Annotated in this window: 18 protein-coding genes and 5 tRNA genes; 7 read left to right on the forward strand and 16 right to left on the reverse strand. The window is 41.7% G+C overall.

Going from position 1 to position 18,840, the window contains the following annotated elements; translation table 11 throughout:
- Window positions 1-12: 12 nt before the first annotated feature.
- The 7 genes from glsB to rplU all read right to left on the reverse strand — a co-directional run bounded on the left by glsB (window position 13) and on the right by rplU (window position 4,632).
- Entirely contained in the window at window positions 13-930 is a 918-nt protein-coding gene (gene glsB, locus CWC29_RS13140) for a glutaminase B (protein ID WP_138524137.1), read from the reverse strand.
- Between the two features lie 86 nt (window positions 931-1,016).
- Window positions 1,017-1,373 carry a ribosome hibernation-promoting factor, HPF/YfiA family gene (gene hpf, locus CWC29_RS13145; protein WP_010374586.1) on the reverse strand — a complete coding sequence of 119 codons (357 nt, stop codon included), beginning with the start codon at window positions 1,371-1,373 and terminating at the stop codon, window positions 1,017-1,019.
- A 220-nt stretch (window positions 1,374-1,593) separates the two neighbouring features.
- Window positions 1,594-1,965, reverse strand: coding sequence for a DUF3718 domain-containing protein (locus CWC29_RS13150; protein WP_128726806.1), 372 nt, complete (start codon window positions 1,963-1,965; stop codon window positions 1,594-1,596).
- 79 nt (window positions 1,966-2,044) lie between these two features.
- Window positions 2,045-2,536 (reverse strand): type 3 dihydrofolate reductase, encoded by a 492-nt coding sequence (gene folA / locus CWC29_RS13155; protein ID WP_339143843.1) that lies wholly within the window; start codon window positions 2,534-2,536, stop codon window positions 2,045-2,047.
- Between the two features lie 180 nt (window positions 2,537-2,716).
- On the reverse strand, window positions 2,717-3,874 hold the full coding sequence (gene cgtA, locus CWC29_RS13160) for an Obg family GTPase CgtA (protein WP_138524135.1): 1,158 nt from the start codon (window positions 3,872-3,874) through the stop codon (window positions 2,717-2,719).
- Window positions 3,875-4,043: 169 nt separating this feature from the next.
- Entirely contained in the window at window positions 4,044-4,301 is a 258-nt protein-coding gene (gene rpmA, locus CWC29_RS13165) for a 50S ribosomal protein L27 (RefSeq protein ID WP_125253289.1), read from the reverse strand.
- A gap of 19 nt (window positions 4,302-4,320) precedes the next feature.
- Window positions 4,321-4,632 carry a 50S ribosomal protein L21 gene (gene rplU, locus CWC29_RS13170; RefSeq protein ID WP_010374575.1) on the reverse strand — a complete coding sequence of 104 codons (312 nt, stop codon included), beginning with the start codon at window positions 4,630-4,632 and terminating at the stop codon, window positions 4,321-4,323.
- Between the two features lie 418 nt (window positions 4,633-5,050).
- Between rplU and ispB the strand changes: the two genes are divergently transcribed.
- Complete coding sequence (gene ispB, locus CWC29_RS13175) at window positions 5,051-6,022, forward strand: octaprenyl diphosphate synthase (protein ID WP_138524133.1); 972 nt, start codon at window positions 5,051-5,053, stop codon at window positions 6,020-6,022.
- Between the two features lie 48 nt (window positions 6,023-6,070).
- Here ispB and CWC29_RS13180 read toward each other — a convergent pair whose 3' ends face one another.
- Both CWC29_RS13180 and mutY read right to left on the reverse strand, forming a co-directional pair.
- Complete coding sequence (locus CWC29_RS13180; protein WP_010379401.1) at window positions 6,071-6,343, reverse strand: oxidative damage protection protein; 273 nt, start codon at window positions 6,341-6,343, stop codon at window positions 6,071-6,073.
- 65 nt (window positions 6,344-6,408) lie between these two features.
- Entirely contained in the window at window positions 6,409-7,470 is a 1,062-nt protein-coding gene (gene mutY, locus CWC29_RS13185) for an A/G-specific adenine glycosylase (RefSeq protein ID WP_138524131.1), read from the reverse strand.
- A gap of 144 nt (window positions 7,471-7,614) precedes the next feature.
- On the opposite strand from mutY, the gene trmB reads away from it, so the two are divergent.
- The 5 genes from trmB (at window position 7,615) to arcA (ending at window position 12,588) form a co-directional block, all read left to right on the forward strand.
- A complete protein-coding gene (gene trmB, locus CWC29_RS13190; RefSeq protein ID WP_138524129.1) occupies window positions 7,615-8,340 on the forward strand; it encodes a tRNA (guanosine(46)-N7)-methyltransferase TrmB in 726 nt (241 codons plus the stop codon).
- An 87-nt stretch (window positions 8,341-8,427) separates the two neighbouring features.
- Window positions 8,428-9,456: a methyltransferase gene (locus tag CWC29_RS13195; protein WP_138524127.1), complete on the forward strand. Its 1,029-nt coding sequence runs from the start codon at window positions 8,428-8,430 to the stop codon at window positions 9,454-9,456.
- A 164-nt stretch (window positions 9,457-9,620) separates the two neighbouring features.
- On the forward strand, window positions 9,621-11,240 hold the full coding sequence (locus CWC29_RS13200; RefSeq protein ID WP_128726811.1) for a sensor histidine kinase: 1,620 nt from the start codon (window positions 9,621-9,623) through the stop codon (window positions 11,238-11,240).
- On the forward strand, window positions 11,240-11,761 hold the full coding sequence (locus CWC29_RS13205; RefSeq protein ID WP_128726812.1) for a YfiR family protein: 522 nt from the start codon (window positions 11,240-11,242) through the stop codon (window positions 11,759-11,761). The genes CWC29_RS13200 and CWC29_RS13205 overlap by 1 nt, the downstream gene beginning before the upstream one ends.
- A gap of 107 nt (window positions 11,762-11,868) precedes the next feature.
- Window positions 11,869-12,588, forward strand: coding sequence for a two-component system response regulator ArcA (gene arcA / locus CWC29_RS13210; RefSeq protein ID WP_099642313.1), 720 nt, complete (start codon window positions 11,869-11,871; stop codon window positions 12,586-12,588).
- A 6-nt stretch (window positions 12,589-12,594) separates the two neighbouring features.
- On the opposite strand, the gene arcB is transcribed toward arcA, so the two are convergent.
- Entirely contained in the window at window positions 12,595-14,916 is a 2,322-nt protein-coding gene (gene arcB, locus CWC29_RS13215) for an aerobic respiration two-component sensor histidine kinase ArcB (protein ID WP_138524125.1), read from the reverse strand.
- Window positions 14,917-15,237: 321 nt separating this feature from the next.
- On the opposite strand from arcB, the gene folE2 reads away from it, so the two are divergent.
- Window positions 15,238-16,158: a GTP cyclohydrolase FolE2 gene (gene folE2, locus CWC29_RS13220; protein WP_138524123.1), complete on the forward strand. Its 921-nt coding sequence runs from the start codon at window positions 15,238-15,240 to the stop codon at window positions 16,156-16,158.
- A gap of 120 nt (window positions 16,159-16,278) precedes the next feature.
- On the opposite strand, the gene CWC29_RS13225 is transcribed toward folE2, so the two are convergent.
- The 6 genes from CWC29_RS13225 to CWC29_RS13250 all read right to left on the reverse strand — a co-directional run bounded on the left by CWC29_RS13225 (window position 16,279) and on the right by CWC29_RS13250 (window position 18,797).
- Complete coding sequence (locus CWC29_RS13225) at window positions 16,279-17,868, reverse strand: methyl-accepting chemotaxis protein (RefSeq protein WP_138524121.1); 1,590 nt, start codon at window positions 17,866-17,868, stop codon at window positions 16,279-16,281.
- Window positions 17,869-18,141: 273 nt separating this feature from the next.
- A tRNA-Glu gene (locus CWC29_RS13230) sits at window positions 18,142-18,217 on the reverse strand.
- Between the two features lie 69 nt (window positions 18,218-18,286).
- Window positions 18,287-18,362: transfer RNA gene (locus CWC29_RS13235), tRNA-Glu, on the reverse strand.
- Between the two features lie 69 nt (window positions 18,363-18,431).
- Window positions 18,432-18,507, reverse strand: a tRNA-Glu gene (locus CWC29_RS13240).
- Window positions 18,508-18,576: 69 nt separating this feature from the next.
- Window positions 18,577-18,652 (reverse strand) — tRNA-Glu (locus tag CWC29_RS13245).
- Between the two features lie 69 nt (window positions 18,653-18,721).
- Window positions 18,722-18,797: transfer RNA gene (locus tag CWC29_RS13250), tRNA-Glu, on the reverse strand.
- Window positions 18,798-18,840 lie beyond the last annotated feature (43 nt).

Below are 18,840 nucleotides of genomic sequence, written 5' to 3' on the forward strand. Positions count from 1 at the left end.
AATACCTTGGCTTTAAAAAATAGCAGTACCAAGTTCGTTGGATAGATACTCTAATGCTGCAATCCCAGCCAAAGAATTACCAACTTTATCAAGTCCAGGTGACCATACCGAAATTGTAAAACGGTTAGGTACGATAGCGATTATCGCCCCTCCGACACCCGACTTACCAGGCATCCCTACTCGATAACCAAAGTCACCTGCGGCATCGTAAAGACCACTTGTAAATAACAGCGAGTTCATTTGCTTGGTTTGTTTTTTGGTAAGTATCCGCTGTTTTGATAAGTTGCAATATCCCTGACTAGACAGATACGAAAATGACTTCGCCAACTCAGTGGTATTCATTTCAATTGCGCAAAAATTGAAATATGACCACAATACGTCCTCAACTTCATTATTAAAATTACCAAATGACTTCATCAAATAAGCCATCGCCGCATTTCTGTACCTGTGATCATACTCAGACTGCGCCACAACCTTATTAATACACAGCTTGTCGTTACCAGACATCGCTCTATAGCTTTCTAGCATGGTATGAATTGGAGCGGATAAACGAGAGTAAAGTGCATCACAAGTTACAATAGCACCTGCATTTATAAAGGGGTTTCTTGGGATACCATTTTCGAACTCAAGCTGAGTTAACGAGTTAAAAGCAGTACCCGAAGGCTCCTTCCCTACCCGACTCCAAAGCTCGTCGCCATAGCGCTGTAACGCCAACGTCAATGTCATTACTTTAGATACTGATTGAATCGTAAATTTGGCTTCAGTATCTCCGGCACTATAAGTTTCGCCATCTACCGTATGCAGTGAAACAGAAAATTGTTCTAATGGCTGCTCAGCTAAAGCGGGAATATAGTTAGCAACTTTGCCTTCGCGTAACAACGGTTGAACTCGCTGCGCAGCCTGTTCTAAAATTTCTTGGTAATTTGGCATATGCTCGTAATTAAGGCTAGCTAGGATGATTGAGGAAGTGTATCAAAAAAGGCCCCGTAGGGCCTGATGTTTATCTGAAACTAAGATTATTTCAGCTCCATTTCCTGAATAATCTCGTGGGCAATAGGTGGCGTTGTACTCACCGGCTTCTGATGTTTATTGGCTTTTAACTGGCCTTTTCGGTGCTTCAACGCTGCATCGAGCTTTTTAGACGCTTTAGCAATAGCAGGATACATCACTTCGTCTTCACCTTTTACCGATATTCGGCTACCTGCGTAGTTTGTACTTATCTCCGTGTAAAATTGTTTGTGTTCTTTACTGACGATGATGTCTAGGGATAACAACGACGGGAAATGGTTAGCGATCTTGGCAAACTTTTCATGAACGTGGTTTTTAACAGCATCGGTTACATCTACGTGATGGCCAGATAAATTAATCTTCATATGCAATCCTTCTTTTGCGTTTACCCTTAACAATAGTATTGGCACGATTGCTCGATTTCTCAAGAGCCCTAGCAGAAATTTATTACAAAAATTGGAAGGAAGCTGACTCTAATCAAAAAATAGAGAGGTAGAAAAATTACACGCTAATTAGGATTGTTAGAAAACTCAGGCATAAAAAAAGCCCTAATAAGGGCTCTTTCATATTGCGTAAACTTTACAATTAAAGGCCTGCACGCTCTTTAATAACAGCAATCAATGCTGAACCACCGTGGTTTGATTCAGCCCATGCTAAATCTTTACCGTCTTCTAATGCGCTTTTTGGAATACTTTTAATAATGTATTCACCAGCATCACTTGCGTTGCTAGCAATAGCATGTCTTAGTAGGTTGTTACCGTTGCACTGGATTGCATCGTAAACATTACGCATTTTAAGGCGCGATGTTTTCAACACGTTACGAATGCGATTTTTATCGTCCGCAGCGATATATTCACATATAGAAAGCGCCAACTGATCGTTTGCACTTACTGGTTTGCTAAAAGAAAAAGCTGCAACAGCGATAGTAGCTGACAGTAGCACGGTAGTTAATTTCATTACACAGACCCTTTAATACTTTATTCGTAGCATATAACTGGCTATATTTTAGCAACCTAAACAATTGTTAGCAAGAAACTCATAGTTTTTTGTTCAGAGTTACGAATTTATAACTATGATTATTTCTTTCATCAGGTTCGTTACACTCAGTTTCAAGCACTTCCCATTCGGCAACTTGCTCGTAATCAGGAAATTGAGTATCCCCATCAACTTCTAAATCAATGAAGGTCAAATAGAGCCGCTGAGCATAAGGTAAGAATATGTCATAAATATGACCACCGCCAATTATCATAATTTCGTCACTATCTTCAACTGCACTCAGTGCGGCTTCAGGCGAAGTGACCACTTCTATACCCTCTTTAGTGTAGTCAAGGTTTCTGGATATCACTATGTTTCTGCGGCCCGGCAGCGGTCTACCAATAGACTCAAATGTTTTTCGGCCCATAATCACTGGCTTCCCTAGCGTAACCTTTTTGAAATGTTGAAGATCTGCAGGCAAGTGCCACGGCATATCGTTATCTTTTCCGATAACACGGTTATTTGCCATCGCAGCTATCATTGAAATTACCACAACGCACCTTTATAGTATTTTAGTATTAGTTTTTCACACACAATTAGCATGCAAGATGTTCGGTTAGTATATCATCTTCAACACAATTGCGGCGAGAATACTGAGTTGAAGTAATATACCGTTCAAATAGGCATAAAAAAGGCCCATATAATGGGCCTTTTAAAATAAACTCAATGCAGCTTAACGCTCGTAAATAACTTCAACATCGTAGTCGTCGTCATCCCAATCATCCCAGTCATCATCATCGCTCTTATCATTTTTAGTTGCATGTCTGTGGTATGTATCCCACTTAAATTCAACTTCTTCTTGCTGCTCTTCTTCGAATTTATCTTTTGGCATGCTTTCAAGAAGGTTCATGATATCAAAGCACAAAGGTTGCGTATTTAACTTGTTTGCAGCAGAGATCATATAAAAGTTTTCAGCGTCTAGCTCTTCAGCAATACGGGCGCACACTTCTTCTCTTTCTTCTTCAAGCAACAAATCCACTTTATTTAGCACTAACCAACGAGGCTTTTCTGCTAATTTAGGGCTATATTGATGCAGCTCGTTAATAATAGCGAAGCCATTCTCAACAGGATCACTACCATCAACCGGCATCACATCAATAATGTGCAATAACACTCGACAGCGCTCTAAGTGCTTTAAGAAACGAATGCCAAGGCCTGCACCGTCCGCAGCACCTTCAATTAGGCCTGGGATATCAGCAATTACAAATGACTTGCTCGCCTCAGGTCTTACAACGCCTAAATTAGGCACTAGCGTGGTAAATGGATAGTCAGCGACTTTCGGTTTGGCAGCAGATACACTGCGGATAAACGTAGATTTACCGGCATTTGGCAGACCTAACAAGCCGACGTCTGCAAGCAGCATTAATTCTAAGCGAAGGTTACGAATTTCACCTTGAGTACCTAGGGTTTTCTGTCTTGGTGCGCGATTAGTACTTGACTTAAAACGCGTATTACCAAGGCCATGATATCCACCTTTCGCTACGATCAGCTTTTGTCCATGCTTGGTTAAATCACCAAGGCATTCTTCGGTATCAACATCAGTAACACGAGTACCTACAGGCACTTTGAGTACCAAATCCTGGCCTTTCTTACCGGTGCAATTTCGGCCTTGACCATTAGTACCGCGTTCGGCTCGGTGAAAGCGTTCAAATTGATAGTCGATAAGCGTATTTAAGTTTTCATCAGCCTCAAGGAATACACTCCCGCCATCACCGCCATCACCTCCGTCTGGGCCACCATCTGGCACAAACTTTTCGCGGCGAAATGAAACGACACCACTGCCCCCATCTCCGGCTTCCGCTCTAATCTCTACTTCATCGACAAACTTCATGGTTTAAACTCTTTAACTCTGCCTGAATTCACTACATCATTATAGCAGCAGCGACAAATCGCTCCTAATACCAATTGTATTAATACGCCTTGATATAGCTAATTTGGTAATTGATGTGCTGAAAACAAAAAACCCCGCCTAAGCGGGGTTTTTTAGTATTTAATACCGATTACTCAGCAACGATGCTAACGTATTTACGGTTTAAAGGACCTTTCTGCTCAAAAACAACTTTACCGTCTGCTTTTGCGAAGATTGTGTGGTCTTTACCGATACCTGCGTTAGTACCTGCGTGGAAACGTGTACCACGTTGACGAACGATGATGTTACCCGCTAAAACTGACTCGCCACCAAAACGTTTAACACCTAAGCGTTTACTTTCTGAATCGCGACCGTTACGAGTACTACCAGCTGCCTTCTTATGTGCCATCTCTTTGTACCTCTAAAAATTAAGCGCTAATGCCAGTGATTTTAACTTCAGTGAACCACTGACGGTGGCCCATCTGCTTACGAGAATGCTTACGACGTCTAAACTTAACAATCTTAATCTTCTCGCCACGACCGTGAGATACAACTTCAGCTGTAATTTTACCACCGTTAACAAACGGTGCACCGATCTCGATCTTTTCACCATCAGCAATTAGAAGTACTGAATCAAATTCAACTGCTGCACCAGTCTCAACGTTTAGCTTTTCTAAACGAATTGTTTGACCTTCAGTCACACGGTGCTGTTTACCACCACTTTGGAAAACCGCGTACATAATTAACTCCGTCTGTGCGCCCTCAAATCGACGCAACTTAATATTCTTCAATAGGGCGCGAAGTTTACGCTAATGCGTATCTTGGCGCAAGAGTAAATTTGAAGAAAGTGAATAAAATTTAGCTCGTATGAGGGCAATCAAATATTTTCACCTATTCTAGTCAAAAAAATGTCAAAGCCAAGCTCTTTTTTTCTCTCAATTCATAAGACAGGAGGCGAACCTATGATTTACCTATTACAGTTCCAAGCGAGATTTCATCGTACCTATTTCACTCATTACGCAACCTTTAAAAGAACAAAAAGTAGACATAAAAACGTTTTTTTATAAGCAACTACGACAATTTATCGAGTCGATGATTTTTTTGTAGTACAATCGCCAAGTTTATTCATTTTCGGTTAATAGATTGGCTCGGAGCGCAATGGATATAAAAACTATCCAAAATTTGGTTGAGCAAGATATGCTTGACGTCAACCAACTTATACATCAACAAATGCAATCTGATGTTGCACTTGTAAAACAGCTAGGTTTATACATTGTAAATAGCGGAGGAAAACGTATCCGCCCAATGTTAGCCCTTTTGGCCGCGCGAGCATTAGGTTACGAAGGTGATAAGCATATCACGCTAGCGACAATTGTAGAGTTTATTCATACTGCAACCTTACTCCATGACGACGTGGTTGATGAGTCATTGATGCGCCGTGGAGAACCGACTGCAAATGCAGAGTTTGGAAACGCAGCAAGCGTATTGGTCGGTGATTTTATCTACACTCGCTCATTCCAGTTGATGGTCAGTTTGGGCAATATGGAAGTCATGCAGATTTTGGCCGATGCGACTAATATCATCGCTGAAGGCGAGGTGTTACAGTTAATGAACTGTAATGACCCAGATACAACTGAAAAGAGTTATATGCAGGTTATCTACAGCAAAACGGCAAAGCTATTCGAAGCTGCAACTTTGCTACCTGCAGTGGTGTTAGAGCAACCAGACGAAATTAAAACTGCACTTAAGCTTTACGGTATGCATTTAGGCACAGCCTTTCAACTTGTAGACGATATTCTTGACTACAGTGCTAACGCAGAGCTGCTAGGCAAGAATATTGGTGATGATCTCGCCGAGGGGAAACCTACGCTTCCGCTTATTTATGCAATGCAGCATGCAAATGCCCAACAGTCAGCTCAGATCAGAACAGCTATCGAAAGTGGTAATGGGCTTGATTATCTTGAAGATATTTTAGCAACATTGGCTGAAACTAAAGCGCTTGACTTCACAATGGCTAAAGCCCAAGAAGAAGCTCAAAAAGCAATTGCACAATTAAACGTTTTACCAGATTCAGTACATAAAGAGGCCCTAATAGGACTTGCTGAGCTTTCTGTTGATAGAGAGTACTAATCGAGTTTATTAGTTCTAAAAAGGTCGCTGATGCGACCTTTATTTTTCTTATTTTTCTGGTGGTCTGTAACCTTCAATTTCGACTTCTTTATCTTCAAATAAAAAGCCGACCATCTGCTCTTCAAGCATTTGCCTATGCTCAGGGTCCATCATGTTAAGATGCTTTTCGTTAATAAGCATGGTTTGCTTATGCTGCCATTGCTGCCAAGCTTCTTTGGAGATGTTATTAAATATGCGCTCACCAACTTCTCCTGGATACAGTTGAAAATCCAGTCCAGGCGCTTCCTTTTGTAACTTTTGACAAAATACCGTACGTGCCATGAGTATCTACCTCTTCAATTTTAATCGTGCACTCAATGAGAGTCAGCACCAGTGATAGTGTCAGTTTACCCTATTGCGGTTAATACTTTAACCAACTTTTTAGTCGGTGCAGCGAGCCCAACCTCTGGCGGGTTCCGAGTATCGAACCACAGCAGTTGCTGATCATGTACACAATCTGGCATGCTTTTTACTTCCACAACCACGGGAGTAATAGTTAACTCAAAATGCGTAAAAATATGCACAAAGGGTTCAAGTGTATTTGTACATTCAAGTTTAAGTTCTTGCTGCTTAATAAACGCGTCTAGTTCATTTCGCTCTGCAAACTCAAAAAAGCCGAATAACCCACCCCAAATTCCACTCGAAGGACGCTTCTCCATCAGCACTTTATCATCACATTTAATTATTAAGTGGTGAGCACGCTTTTTTGGTTTCTCTTTCTTAGGTTTGGGGTTAGGAAACTCTTTTACCCGGTTATTTTTGAACGCTGCGCACTCCTCAACTAGCGGACAAGTCTCACAACTTGGCCTGCTTCTGGTACATACGCCAGACCCTAAATCCATCATAGCCTGATTAAACGCTCTCACATCACCGCTTGGCGTGACGGCATCACTCAAAGACCATAACTGATTTTCGACCTTTTTTACTCCGTACCAGCCCTCAACCATATAAAACCTAGCTAGTACTCGCTTTACATTACCATCTAGTATTGGGTGGTGCTGGCCAAGCGCAAGGGAGAGTATTGCGCCAGCTGTTGAGCGGCCTATTCCTGGCAAATCTATAACGGCTTCTAATGTTTCTGGAAATTTGCCATGATATTTATCTCTGATCACTTTGGCGGCTTTGTGAAGGTTTCTCGCGCGAGCGTAATAACCTAAACCAGTCCAATGGTGTAGCACTTCATCTTCTGGCGCATCAGCCAGTTCAATTACCGTTGGGAAGCGCGTCATAAAGCGCTCAAAATAAGGAATAACTGTAGTTACTTGAGTCTGCTGTAACATCACCTCAGAAATCCATACTTTATACGGTGTTTTTCCGAGTTGCCACGGCAGTGTTTTTCTACCATGAAGGTGATACCAAGACACAACTTGCTCACCAAACCACTTAGCTTGTTGCTGGCTAACTTTCATAAACCTGACTAGTACTTACTACAAAAGCCGCCAGTGTAATCACAATTGCTTTAATAGTCACCACGTAAAATTTCACTCTATACTTGTTTATTACCAACTGAATGACGATAATGTGCGACCATTTTCACGAGCATAGAAATGACCATGAACGAATCAAGCAAAAGTGCGCTCGAACAGGCGCAGGAAGAAGGCAAGTACATCAGAAAAGTGCGTAGCTTTGTTAAGCGTGAAGGACGTCTTACTAAAGGCCAAGCAGCATCGCTAGAAAAATGCTGGCCAACGATGGGACTGGAGCACCAACAAGGCTTGCTGGACTTTACAGAAGTATTTGGTAACAGCAATGAAGTCGTTCTTGAGATTGGGTTTGGAATGGGTAAGTCGCTCGTTGAGATGGCAAAAAATAACCCACAACAAAACTTTATTGGCATAGAAGTGCACCGTCCAGGTGTAGGTGCTTGCTTGATGGACGCAGATGAACAGGGCATCACTAACTTACGTGTTTTTGAACATGATGCAGTTGAAATCTTAGCGGATTGTATCGCAGATGGCAGCCTTACTAAATTACAGCTATTCTTCCCTGATCCATGGCATAAAAAGCGTCACCACAAACGTCGCATTGTACAACTGGAATTTGCTGAGAAAATACGCCAAAAGCTTAAAGTAGGTGGCGTGTTCCATATGGCAACTGACTGGGAAAACTATGCCGAGCATATGCTTGAAGTGATGAGTGCAGCCCCTGGCTATAAAAACCAGTCGCAAAGCAATGACTATGTTCCTCGCCCAGATTTTAGACCACTTACTAAGTTTGAACAGCGAGGCCATCGTTTAGGTCATGGCGTTTGGGACTTAATGTTCGAGCGTATTAGCTAAACAACCCCGCTTTATTATGGAGCGGCTCAACAAGCTGCTTCATGCCCATCAGTCCATCTATTTGAGTACATTCACTAGGAGTTAGCGTTGCAGTTTACCAACCCAAGTTTATTACTACTTCGTAATGAAGAAGAGCTTATTGCCAACAATATTCTGGTTATTAACCATCAGCGCGATGGCTTCCTACATGAATTAAAAGCGCTCAATCCAAATTCGGCAATTCATGCTTTTAGTTTCGATTTTGCAGACCACCTGCACGCCGATAAAGTCAGCGATGTTAAGAGCTATGTAGATCATCAACTACCTCAACTACAGGACATTGATTTAGTTATTTATTATTACCCTAAGTCAAAACCCGAAGCGCAAATGGTATTTGATAATATCCGCCACTTGAGTACAGCTGAAACTAGGTTACTCGTTGTTGGCGAAAACAAAAGTGGGGTGAAAAGTGCGGAGAAACAACTTAAAGATCACGCCGCACACTGTTATAAATTAGAAAGCGCAAAGCACTGCATTTTATATGAATTTGATAGGCTTACTGCCAACCCAAGTTTTGATGTAAGCCATTATGTACAGACATTTTCGGTACGTATCGCCAAAACCGAGTTTACTGCCGCAAGTTTGCCCGGTGTATTTAATCATGGGAAGCTCGACGCAGGTACTCAACTATTACTAGAAAATGTCACCCTTCCCTATAAAGGTAAAGTGTTAGATTTTGGTTGCGGTGCAGGGCTTATTGCCTGCTACGCTTTATTGAACAGCCCAACACTTAAATTCACCTGTTTAGATGTCAATGCACTTGCGCTGTTTGCCACGCAGCAGACCCTAGCTTTAAACAACCTCAGTGCAACCTTGCTACTTAGCGATGGTTTGAGTGAATTGAGCGGTAAATTCAACCTTATTTTGAGCAACCCTCCATTTCATACCGGTCTTTCAACAAACTATGATATTGCAGAGCAATTTCTACATAACATCAAGCGTTACATGGATACCAAGTCTAATATTCAGCTGGTTGCCAATAGCTTCTTGAAGTATCCTCCGATTCTAGAAACTCATTTCGAACAATTCGAAGTTGTCACTAAAAACACTAAATTCGCCATCTACAAAGCGCAGTAGTTTACTCACACCAAGGTTTACTTGCTTATGTCAAGTAAACCTTAACGCAAACCTACCTTTTATCTTTTCATTTTCAAAGATTTGCTCTACTTTATTATAATGAGTTATTGGATCTCAAAAGCTCTGTGGCCATAGCTAAGGCTGATCATACAGCTGGAATAAGAATGAGTAAGCAATTAACAAAAACAAGCATAAGAAAAGTATTGATCAGCGCAGTGATGCTTGTAACCGCGCTGTGCCTCTCTTTATCCATATCTATTTCCACTTACCTCGATGTAAAAGAGCAAAAACAACTTATCATCAACAAAATAGAGATGATAGCCGACATCGTTGCTTTCAATTCTCAGATCACAATTTTGTTTGATGATAGAAAAACCGAGGATGCACGCCTTAAGTCTTTCCAAAATGTAGATATCATCAAAAATATCCATATTTATGCCATGGATGATGTAACTAATAGTCCGGTATTTTTCACCAGCTATAATGCTAGTCGTACACCTCCTGTGCCACTCAAAGTGAATCAAATAGAGGAATTAAAAACCCCGAAGGTCTCAGAAGATTACATAGAGTTAATTAAACCAGTGGTTTATGAAGGCAATATTGAAGGCTATGTTTATATTCGCGGGGGACTTGAGCGGCTTTCTAACTATATAAATAAAAAAATACTGGTAGATATTGCACTCACCTTATTTGTCCTTGTTCTTGTTCTACTCGTATCTAGGGGGATCCAAAAGCGCATCGCTACGCCAATTGAAGAACTTTCCTCACTACTGCAGGACGTTTCCAAAAATCATAATTATAGTGCCAGAGCGCCAGGTAGTAATATCTCAGAATTAAATGTACTGGCCAATAACTTAAATATTATGCTTGCGCGCACCGAAAACCAACTTGAGCGTCATAAAGCCGATAAGCAAGAAATAAAACAACTAAATCAGAGCTTAGAAGAAAAAGTGAATCAGCGCACGATTGCCCTACGAGAAGCCAATCAAGAATTACTAAACGCTTTAGAGCGAATGCATCAATACCAAAACCAAATCATTGAGAACGAAAAAATGGCCTCGCTGGGGCAAATGGTCGCAGGCGTTGCCCACGAGGTAAATACACCTATAGGTTTAGGGATCACAGGCTCAACATTGTTAAGAGATAAATTATCTGACATTAGAGAAGCTTTTCAAAATAAATCATTAACCTCAAAACAACTAGAGCGTTTTGTTAGTGATGGTATCGAAAATCTTGATCTCATCTACCGAAACCTAAATCGAGCAGCAGAGCTTGTTTCAAGCTTTAAACGACTGGCGGTAAGCCAAGATCTTGAAGTTAACTCTAAAATTGATTTATCGAACTTGATTACGGAAGTCGTTGCTTCAATGCGTGCAGACCTAGCGGCCAAAAACCCCGAAGTTACTATTGATTGCGACACAGAACTTGCAATTAATAGCAAAGCAGGCCCCTTACAGCAAGTTTTAGAACAATTGATTACAAACTCCCTGCTTCATGCTTTTAAAGATCAGATAAATAACACAATTTTTATTGCAGTCAGACAAAGCCTCGACCAACTCGTAATAGAATATACAGATAACGGCATGGGTGTGCCTAAAGCCATTAAAAAACGTATTTTTGACCCGTTCGTGACAACTCGACGCGGTGAAGGAGGCAGTGGCCTTGGTATGCATCTAGTCTATAATTTGGTTACTCAAGCACTTGGGGGCTCAATCACTTTGGATGAGGAGTTTAGCCAAGGCGCTAAGTTTATTATCACTCTCCCACTCTCAGGGAGCTTGTAATGAAACTAACGAGCTTAGCCTTGTTGCTTATTTTTATGCCTTTTATCGTTAATGCAAAATCACCGGATCAGGTTCGTTCAGCGTTTCTCTATCAAATGGCTAAATTTATCGAGTTTCCAGAAGAAGAAACAAAAAATAGCATTCAGTTTTGCTTTTATTCCATGGACTCAGGACCCGCATCTAACCTAAAAAGCGCAACAAATCTAAGCATTCGAAACAAGCCTATAGAGTTGCTTGAAGCGAAAAAAACATGGACTTACAGGGAACTTTCCAGCGCTTGTGATATCACATACATTGATGAAACAAATGAAACTGATATACTGTCTGCTTGGACCGATACAATAGAGTCAAACATGTTGACCGTGGGCGAAAGTATTGAGTTTTTAGAAAGAGGCGGGATTGCTTCTTTGGTCCAAGAAGGGAGCAAAATTCGACTGTATATAAATAAGCAAGCACTAGAAAAACAGTACTTCATCGTGCGCTCAAGGCTGCTTGCCGTATCCAAGTTTCATCCCAACTGATTTTACTTGTTAACAATTGGATAAGCTCCTATAATCGTAAATATTCGGATTTATTATATAAGTCCGGACACATTGTAAATTATATATTCCGAAAAGGTTAATTAATAATGCAAACGCCAGTCATTCTAATTGTAGAGGATGAAGACGTAACTCGACTGAACCTCGTTAGTTTATTTGAAGCGGAAGGTTACAAAGTAATCGAAGCCATTGATGGCGACGATATGCATGACAAGCTGACATCGAATGATGATGTAAACCTTGTAATCATGGATATCAACCTTCCTGGTAAAAATGGTTTAATCTTGGCACGTGAACTACGCCAGAAGAAAAACATCGGCCTTATTTTCTTAACAGGTCGTGACAATGATGTTGACCGCATTCTAGGTCTTGAGATTGGTGCTGATGATTACATCACAAAACCATTCAATCCACGTGAACTAACGATCCGTGCTCGCAACCTTATTTCTCGTACTGGCACTTCAGCAGAAGAGTCAACAATAGATAGCAACGGCGTTATTACTTTTAATGGTTGGGAATTAGATGAGAACAGTCGTTGTTTAACATCTCCAACTGGCGATTCAAAGCGCCTACCTAAAGGTGAATATCGTGCACTTCGTCTAATGTTAGATTCTCCAGGTCGTATTTTCAGCCGTGAACAACTTATCAAGCATATGACAGGCCGTGAACTTCGCGCGAATGACCGTACTGTTGACGTTACAATCCGTCGCATTCGTAAGCATTTCGAAACAGACAATAACACGCCAGAATTGATCAGCACAATTCACGGTGAAGGTTATCGTTTCATCGGTAAAATCGACGCTCAATAATCTCTTTTACTGATCTTCAGCGAGTTTTGCAATTAATGGATGAAGGGCTTTTTGCCCTTCTTCTATTTTTGCTTCTAACTCAGATATCCAATCCAACAGTATCTCTTTCTCTTTTCCATCTGACTCTAACTCCATTTTCTTTGCTTGTAATTGAGCTAATTGCAATCCTACTGAGCCAGCAGCCCCTTTAACTTTGTGCGCAACCGCAGCATATTCCTCGATATCAGTTTGAGCAACGGCGACTCTAAGCTCTTCGCAATATTTTGGGTTAAGTTTGGCAAATAAATCACAGCTTCTTTGGAACGCAGCAGCCCCCATCGACTCTACAAAATCGCAAATCGTCTCGATATCTAAATCCGCGTATTCAGGTTGAGAAAGCGCATCACGGATATCGATACTTTGCTTATTCTTCTGAGCTTCAATACCAAATAACTCAGCAAGCATCTTATCAAGTTTTGTTGTGTTTATAGGCTTGGCTAAGGCACCTTGGACATTAATCCCTTCTAGCTCTTGTTCAGCGCTTCTCACATTGGCAGTTAGAGCAACAATGGGTAGGTGATCAAAGTGGCTATCTGCTCTTACTTGGCGTGCGACTACGTCGCCATTAATATCTGGTAGCTGCATATCCAATAGAATAAGGTCTAAGTCATCCTCTGTCTCAACAAACGAGAGTGCATCCTCACCGGTTTCGGCCCAGATTACCTCGTGCCCTCTTTGCTCTAACAAGTTCGTTGCAATTTCTGCGTTAAGTGGCACATCTTCAACAAGCAAGATGTAGAGGCTTCTCCCTGCGTAGCTTTGTTCCTTTGGAGCTGTGCACAGCTGTAGCGGGATCTCCACATCAAAGCGACTACCTTTGCCTTGTTGACTTTGTACTGCAATCGTACCTTTCATGGCTTGAACTAGCGCCTTGGTTACTGCGAGTCCAATCCCGGAACCAATCGCATTACTTCCTGACGCATCAGGGGCTTTATAATACATCTCAAAAATTCGTTCTAGTTGTTCCACGGGTATCCCCATTCCCGTATCAATAACGCTAATTGTGAGCCAAGGACCATCCTCTCTATTCTCGCGACGGCATTCCAACGTTACATTGCCTCTGTGGGTAAATTTCACCGCATTATTAATTAAATTCCATAAAATCTGGCGAAGACGCGTAGGGTCAAGCAAAGCATAGACATCCAACAAGCCTGACCGATTTATCGTAAACTCCAGTCCTTTTTGATCGGCAATTAAACCTGCAAAGTTTACAACATCATTAATAAAGTCCGACACATTAATACTGTCGGTGGCAATATCTAGTTGTTCGCGGTCAATCTTATCGAGGTCAATAATGTCGTTAAAAATATTGCCAAGCGTCTCTGCACTTGAAAATACAGTATTACACCAGCTTTTTTGTTGAGCCGTTAGCTCAGTATCTAACATCATGCGTGTTAAACCGACAATGCCATTAAGTGGAGTACGTAATTCATGGCTTAAGGTAGCAATGAACTTACCTTTATCCTTATATGCCGTTTCCAGAGCTTGTTCAGCTTCTTTACGGCTAGTAATATCACGACCAAACGCCAATAGACCAATATACTCTCCATTATCATTAATAAATGGCAGTTTACGCATTTCAAACCATCGAGGCTCGCCTTTAACGGGGTATTCAACATCGAGAGTTAGGGGTTGTTGTGTCTTCGAAACCTGCTGATCCGTTTCAAGTACTTTAGGCAAATATTGGGTGGAGTAAATTTGCTCCACAGACTTGCCAATTAGCTCTTCACTGCTCTTCCCCATCACCATTTCAAACATTTTATTACAGCCCGCGAATACGCCGTTTTCATCACGGTAATAAAATAAGTCTGGTGAGGAGTCAACAATACTGCGTAATAACATTCCTTGTTGTGCTAACTCTAGCTGCGTCTTTTTACGTTCAGCGATTTCTTTTCTTAATTCATCAATCGCTCGGTGTTTGGCATGCAGGGCTATCTTTCGTTCATCAATTTCACTGTTTAAGCGATTGATGTTGTCCTTTAACGTTTGATTCAGCATTTTTTCCTGTTGGGTTGCAGAGTCTAGGTATGCTTTAGAAGAGTGAACCTCTCGCATCGCTGCGACTGAAATCATAATTAAGGCAGGAGAAATTACTGCGGTTAAGAAAAATAGCGCAGCAATATTTACAAGGTCAACTACGCCTAAGGCGACATAATAAAACATGCAAGATAGAATAACTGCAACAAAGAGCGTAAACGCATAAGCGATGGCGAATGCCCGCTTGTTACCATATTTCTCTACCAAGTTTGATAAAATTCGAGCCCACGAGCCAAACGAATTTTCTGTCATATTAATACTTCACCATTGTTAAACACTTGTCAGGCAAGTTTATGTGCTACCGCTTGAGCCTGTTAGAATTGCTTTTCAAGCCCTCAAAGTAAATATTATACAAAAGCCCTAGTAATAAGCGAGTATAGAAATTGCGGAGCCTCAACATTCACTCTATTACATGCACACTAAGCAAAGCGGTAGACAACAGTAATGAGACTCTGTATCTCTAAATGCACAAATCCGCTAATTTAGCGTGGATAGATTTAAGCGCATCATCCCAACTTAATCGGATTTCGTGTAATATGCCCGTTTTTTATGTTGTGAGAAAAGAGAGCGTCGATGCAAAATAACATGCCAGACATTGCGCACAGTGCTAGTGCGTTACAAACAGGAACTTTAGACTGGGTAGGCATGGGTAATATAGAGCTACCTTTAGTATTAGAAAGTAAAGGCCTAAATCAAGTTACTGTTACAGCCAAAGCCGATGCATTTGTTAATTTGCAAAAAGAAGACGCTAAAGGTATTCATATGTCACGCCTTTTTCTTGCTCTTGACACTCTTTCTTGTGAGCAAGTACTTACACCAAAAACTTTAAAACAGTTGTTAGATAACTTTTTAAGTACGCATAGCGACTTAAGTACAGGCGCAAAAGTTACACTACAGTTTGAGTTGCCAATCAGGCGCCCTTCACTTTTAAGTAAAAAGATGGGGTGGAAATCGTACCCAATTACCCTTGATGCAACTTTGATAAATGGTAGTTACAAACTCGAGCTAGCGCTTGACGTTGCTTACTCGTCGACTTGCCCCTGTTCAGCCGCTCTATCTCGTCAGCTCATCCAAAACGCTTTCCAGCAAGCTTTTGATGGTAAACAATTAGATTTCCACAGTGTACATGATTGGCTAGGCAGCACAGAAGGTATCGTAGCAACACCTCATTCCCAGCGCTCAATTGCAAATATCAAAGTTAAACTTAGAGATAATTGTGCTGAGTTTGAGATATTAGATCTGATAGAGTTGGTTGAAAACGAGCTAAAAACTCCTGTTCAAGCTGCAGTTAAACGAGAAGATGAACAAGAATTTGCGCGCCTCAACGGTCAAAACCTAATGTTTTGTGAAGATGCAGCGAGGAAGTTAAAAGCATTGCTAAACCAGCAAACTTATTTAGATTTCTACGTGAAAATCAACCATTACGAATCTCTTCACGCTCATGATGCTGTGGCTTATGCCGTGAAAGGGGTTGAAGACGGCTATCGCGTTTAATTATAGCGATAGATATTAGATCCGCTCCGTTGACGACTATTATTAATCAGAGCTAAATAGCTCTGATTAGCCTCCCCCATAAACAACCCTGTCGGTACTGTTTTACTTTCAATCGCCTATTCAACGGTGAGCACTGTTTAATTTTCGAATAAACTGCTCAACAAGTACCTCTTGGTTTTCTAAAGCCTGCTCTGTGTTTCTCATCGTTTCATGCGTTTTACGCGCGCTTTTCATAGATTCATCCGCAAGACCTGAAATTGTCACAGCATTAGCATTTAGCTCATTAGAAACACTCGACATCTCTTCTGCCGATGTCGCAATTTGATAGTTCAACCCTGATATTTCATTTACAATTGTATTGATTGTTTCAAGGCTCGCTTTAGTGCCCTCAGCCTTTACAACACACTCCGAAGAGCGCTCTACTCCACTTTGAATAGCTGAGACAGCTCTTTCTGCTCGTTGCCTCAGATCGGCAATAATGCTATTAATTTCGGCTGTCGAATCTTGCGTCCTTTGCGCAAGCGCTCTTACCTCATCAGCAACAACCGCAAACCCCCTACCCTGCTCACCAGCCCGTGCAGCCTCTATAGCGGCATTTAATGCGAGTAAATTAGTTTGCTCGGAGATCCCACGGATCACGTCGACAACCCCTTCAATGTTAACTGTTTGCGTATTAAGATCTTCTATATCTTTTTGCGTGCGCGATAGCTCTTCCGATAAGGCATAATTATTCTCCATATTGTCATCAACGGCTTTGTTGCCTTTAACAACGGACTCAAGCGCAGCTTCGGATTGCTGCGCTGCATTGTTAGTATTAGAAGCTATTTCACCAATCGACACTGACATCTGATTAATAGCCGTTGCTAAAGAGCCGGTTTGCGCTTGCTGTCGATTTAAAATATCAGAACTCGTTTTGCATTCTTGCATCGTTTTGGTTGCGTACTCAGAAACTGTGGCACTAGCATCTTTAACACGCCCAAGCACAGCCCGAAGCTCAGATTCTCTAACGAGTAAAGCAAGCTCAATAGATGCAACATCATTAACCTTATTAAGATACACTTTTTGCATCAGAGGGTTATTGTATACCTTCTTTGCTTTTTCACTGAGCGACCGCACTGGAGCAAGGCGAGAGTAAGTAGTAAATAAAACAACAAGAGTAAGCAGTGTTTCAGCGAGGTAATTCCAAGGTGGTGATAAAGTTGAAATCAGCATGGTTAAGGCATAGAAAACAAGGATTATTGCCATCATTTGAGCTGACAAAGACCAAGAGGCTCGAGTAAATTTACTTGGTGACACACCGTTATTTAAATCAGTGTAGATTTCCTCTGCACGGTTAACGACCTCACGGCTCGGCTTTGTCCTCACCGATTGATATTCGACAGTCTTACCTGCAGCATCTTTAATAGGAGTGACAAAAGCATTCACCCAATAGTGATCGCCATTCTTGCAGCGGTTTTTAACCATTCCCATCCAAGGTTTGCCCGCTTCGATATAATCCCATAAGTTCTTGAAAGCGGCTTTAGGCATTGTTGGGTGCCGAACGATATTATGGGGCTTCCCCTCTAATTCACTAAGTGAAAACCCTGCAACCTCACAAAACTGTGAATTTGCATACTTTATCTGACCTTTTACATTTGTCGTTGAAAGTAGATTGTAAGAACTTGGATAATCGTACTCTTTTCCTGTGTGATCAGCTCTACCTTTTGCCATAGCTCGCTCTCGATTAAAAAGGGCAATAAATTATTACTTTCCTAAAAATCGTAAGAAATTTCACTGGAAGGCCGGATTGGAGCATAGTGAAACATGATTTGATACCAACTTACTTAGTTAATTGCTCTATTTTGAAGAAGCAAGTACTAAGACAAGTTTGTATGAATATTTAACGAACAACAGAAAGTTAATATAAAAGCTAGCAGAGTTCTGAGCTTAAACAACTAAGAGAAGCAGAAATGAATATGATGAGAATAGAAAATGAAAAGTGAGTGGCGTCCCCTAGGGGATTCGAACCCCTGTTACCGCCGTGAAAGGGCGGTGTCCTAGGCCTCTAGACGAAGGGGACACAGATGTGTCACTAGGACTTTATTTAGCTGTTTATTCTCTTGCTAACCGAGTTACCTACCGAAGTAAGTGGCGTCCCCTAGGGGATTCGAACCCCTGTTACCGCCGTGAAAGGGCGGTGTCCTAGGCCTCTAGACGAAGGGGACACAGATGTGTCACTAGGACTTTATTTAGCTGTTTATTCTCTTGCTAACCGAGTTACCTACCGAAGTAAGTGGCGTCCCCTAGGGGATTCGAACCCCTGTTACCGCCGTGAAAGGGCGGTGTCCTAGGCCTCTAGACGAAGGGGACACAGATGTGTCACTAGGACTTTATTTAGCTGTTTATTCTCTTGCTAACCGAGTTACCTACCGAAGTAAGTGGCGTCCCCTAGGGGATTCGAACCCCTGTTACCGCCGTGAAAGGGCGGTGTCCTAGGCCTCTAGACGAAGGGGACACAGATGTGTCACTAGGACTTTATTTAGCTGTTTATTCTCTCGCTAACCGAGTTACCTACCGAAGTAAGTGGCGTCCCCTAGGGGATTCGAACCCCTGTTACCGCCGTGAAAGGGCGGTGTCCTAGGCCTCTAGACGAAGGGGACGCAGAAATTGTTTTGCAAATCATTGATTTGCAACTTCTGCGTT

The sequence above is a fragment of the Pseudoalteromonas galatheae genome (assembly GCF_005886105.2).
GTDB lineage: Bacteria > Pseudomonadota > Gammaproteobacteria > Enterobacterales > Alteromonadaceae > Pseudoalteromonas > Pseudoalteromonas galatheae.

What these genes read in the sequence shown, in the direction of transcription:
- glsB (WP_138524137.1), bottom strand. Translation starts at nt 930, where the DNA reads ATGCCAAATTACCAAGAAATTTTAGAACAGGCTGCGCAGCGAGTTCAA.
- hpf (WP_010374586.1), bottom strand. Translation starts at nt 1,373, where the DNA reads ATGAAGATTAATTTATCTGGCCATCACGTAGATGTAACCGATGCTGTT.
- CWC29_RS13150 (WP_128726806.1), bottom strand. Translation starts at nt 1,965, where the DNA reads ATGAAATTAACTACCGTGCTACTGTCAGCTACTATCGCTGTTGCAGCT.
- cgtA (WP_138524135.1), bottom strand. Translation starts at nt 3,874, where the DNA reads ATGAAGTTTGTCGATGAAGTAGAGATTAGAGCGGAAGCCGGAGATGGG.
- rpmA (WP_125253289.1), bottom strand. Translation starts at nt 4,301, where the DNA reads ATGGCACATAAGAAGGCAGCTGGTAGTACTCGTAACGGTCGCGATTCA.
- rplU (WP_010374575.1), bottom strand. Translation starts at nt 4,632, where the DNA reads ATGTACGCGGTTTTCCAAAGTGGTGGTAAACAGCACCGTGTGACTGAA.
- ispB (WP_138524133.1), top strand. Translation starts at nt 5,051, where the DNA reads ATGGATATAAAAACTATCCAAAATTTGGTTGAGCAAGATATGCTTGAC.
- CWC29_RS13180 (WP_010379401.1), bottom strand. Translation starts at nt 6,343, where the DNA reads ATGGCACGTACGGTATTTTGTCAAAAGTTACAAAAGGAAGCGCCTGGA.
- mutY (WP_138524131.1), bottom strand. Translation starts at nt 7,470, where the DNA reads ATGAAAGTTAGCCAGCAACAAGCTAAGTGGTTTGGTGAGCAAGTTGTG.
- trmB (WP_138524129.1), top strand. Translation starts at nt 7,615, where the DNA reads ATGAACGAATCAAGCAAAAGTGCGCTCGAACAGGCGCAGGAAGAAGGC.
- CWC29_RS13200 (WP_128726811.1), top strand. Translation starts at nt 9,621, where the DNA reads ATGAGTAAGCAATTAACAAAAACAAGCATAAGAAAAGTATTGATCAGC.
- CWC29_RS13205 (WP_128726812.1), top strand. Translation starts at nt 11,240, where the DNA reads ATGAAACTAACGAGCTTAGCCTTGTTGCTTATTTTTATGCCTTTTATC.
- arcA (WP_099642313.1), top strand. Translation starts at nt 11,869, where the DNA reads ATGCAAACGCCAGTCATTCTAATTGTAGAGGATGAAGACGTAACTCGA.
- arcB (WP_138524125.1), bottom strand. Translation starts at nt 14,916, where the DNA reads ATGACAGAAAATTCGTTTGGCTCGTGGGCTCGAATTTTATCAAACTTG.
- folE2 (WP_138524123.1), top strand. Translation starts at nt 15,238, where the DNA reads ATGCAAAATAACATGCCAGACATTGCGCACAGTGCTAGTGCGTTACAA.
- CWC29_RS13225 (WP_138524121.1), bottom strand. Translation starts at nt 17,868, where the DNA reads ATGGCAAAAGGTAGAGCTGATCACACAGGAAAAGAGTACGATTATCCA.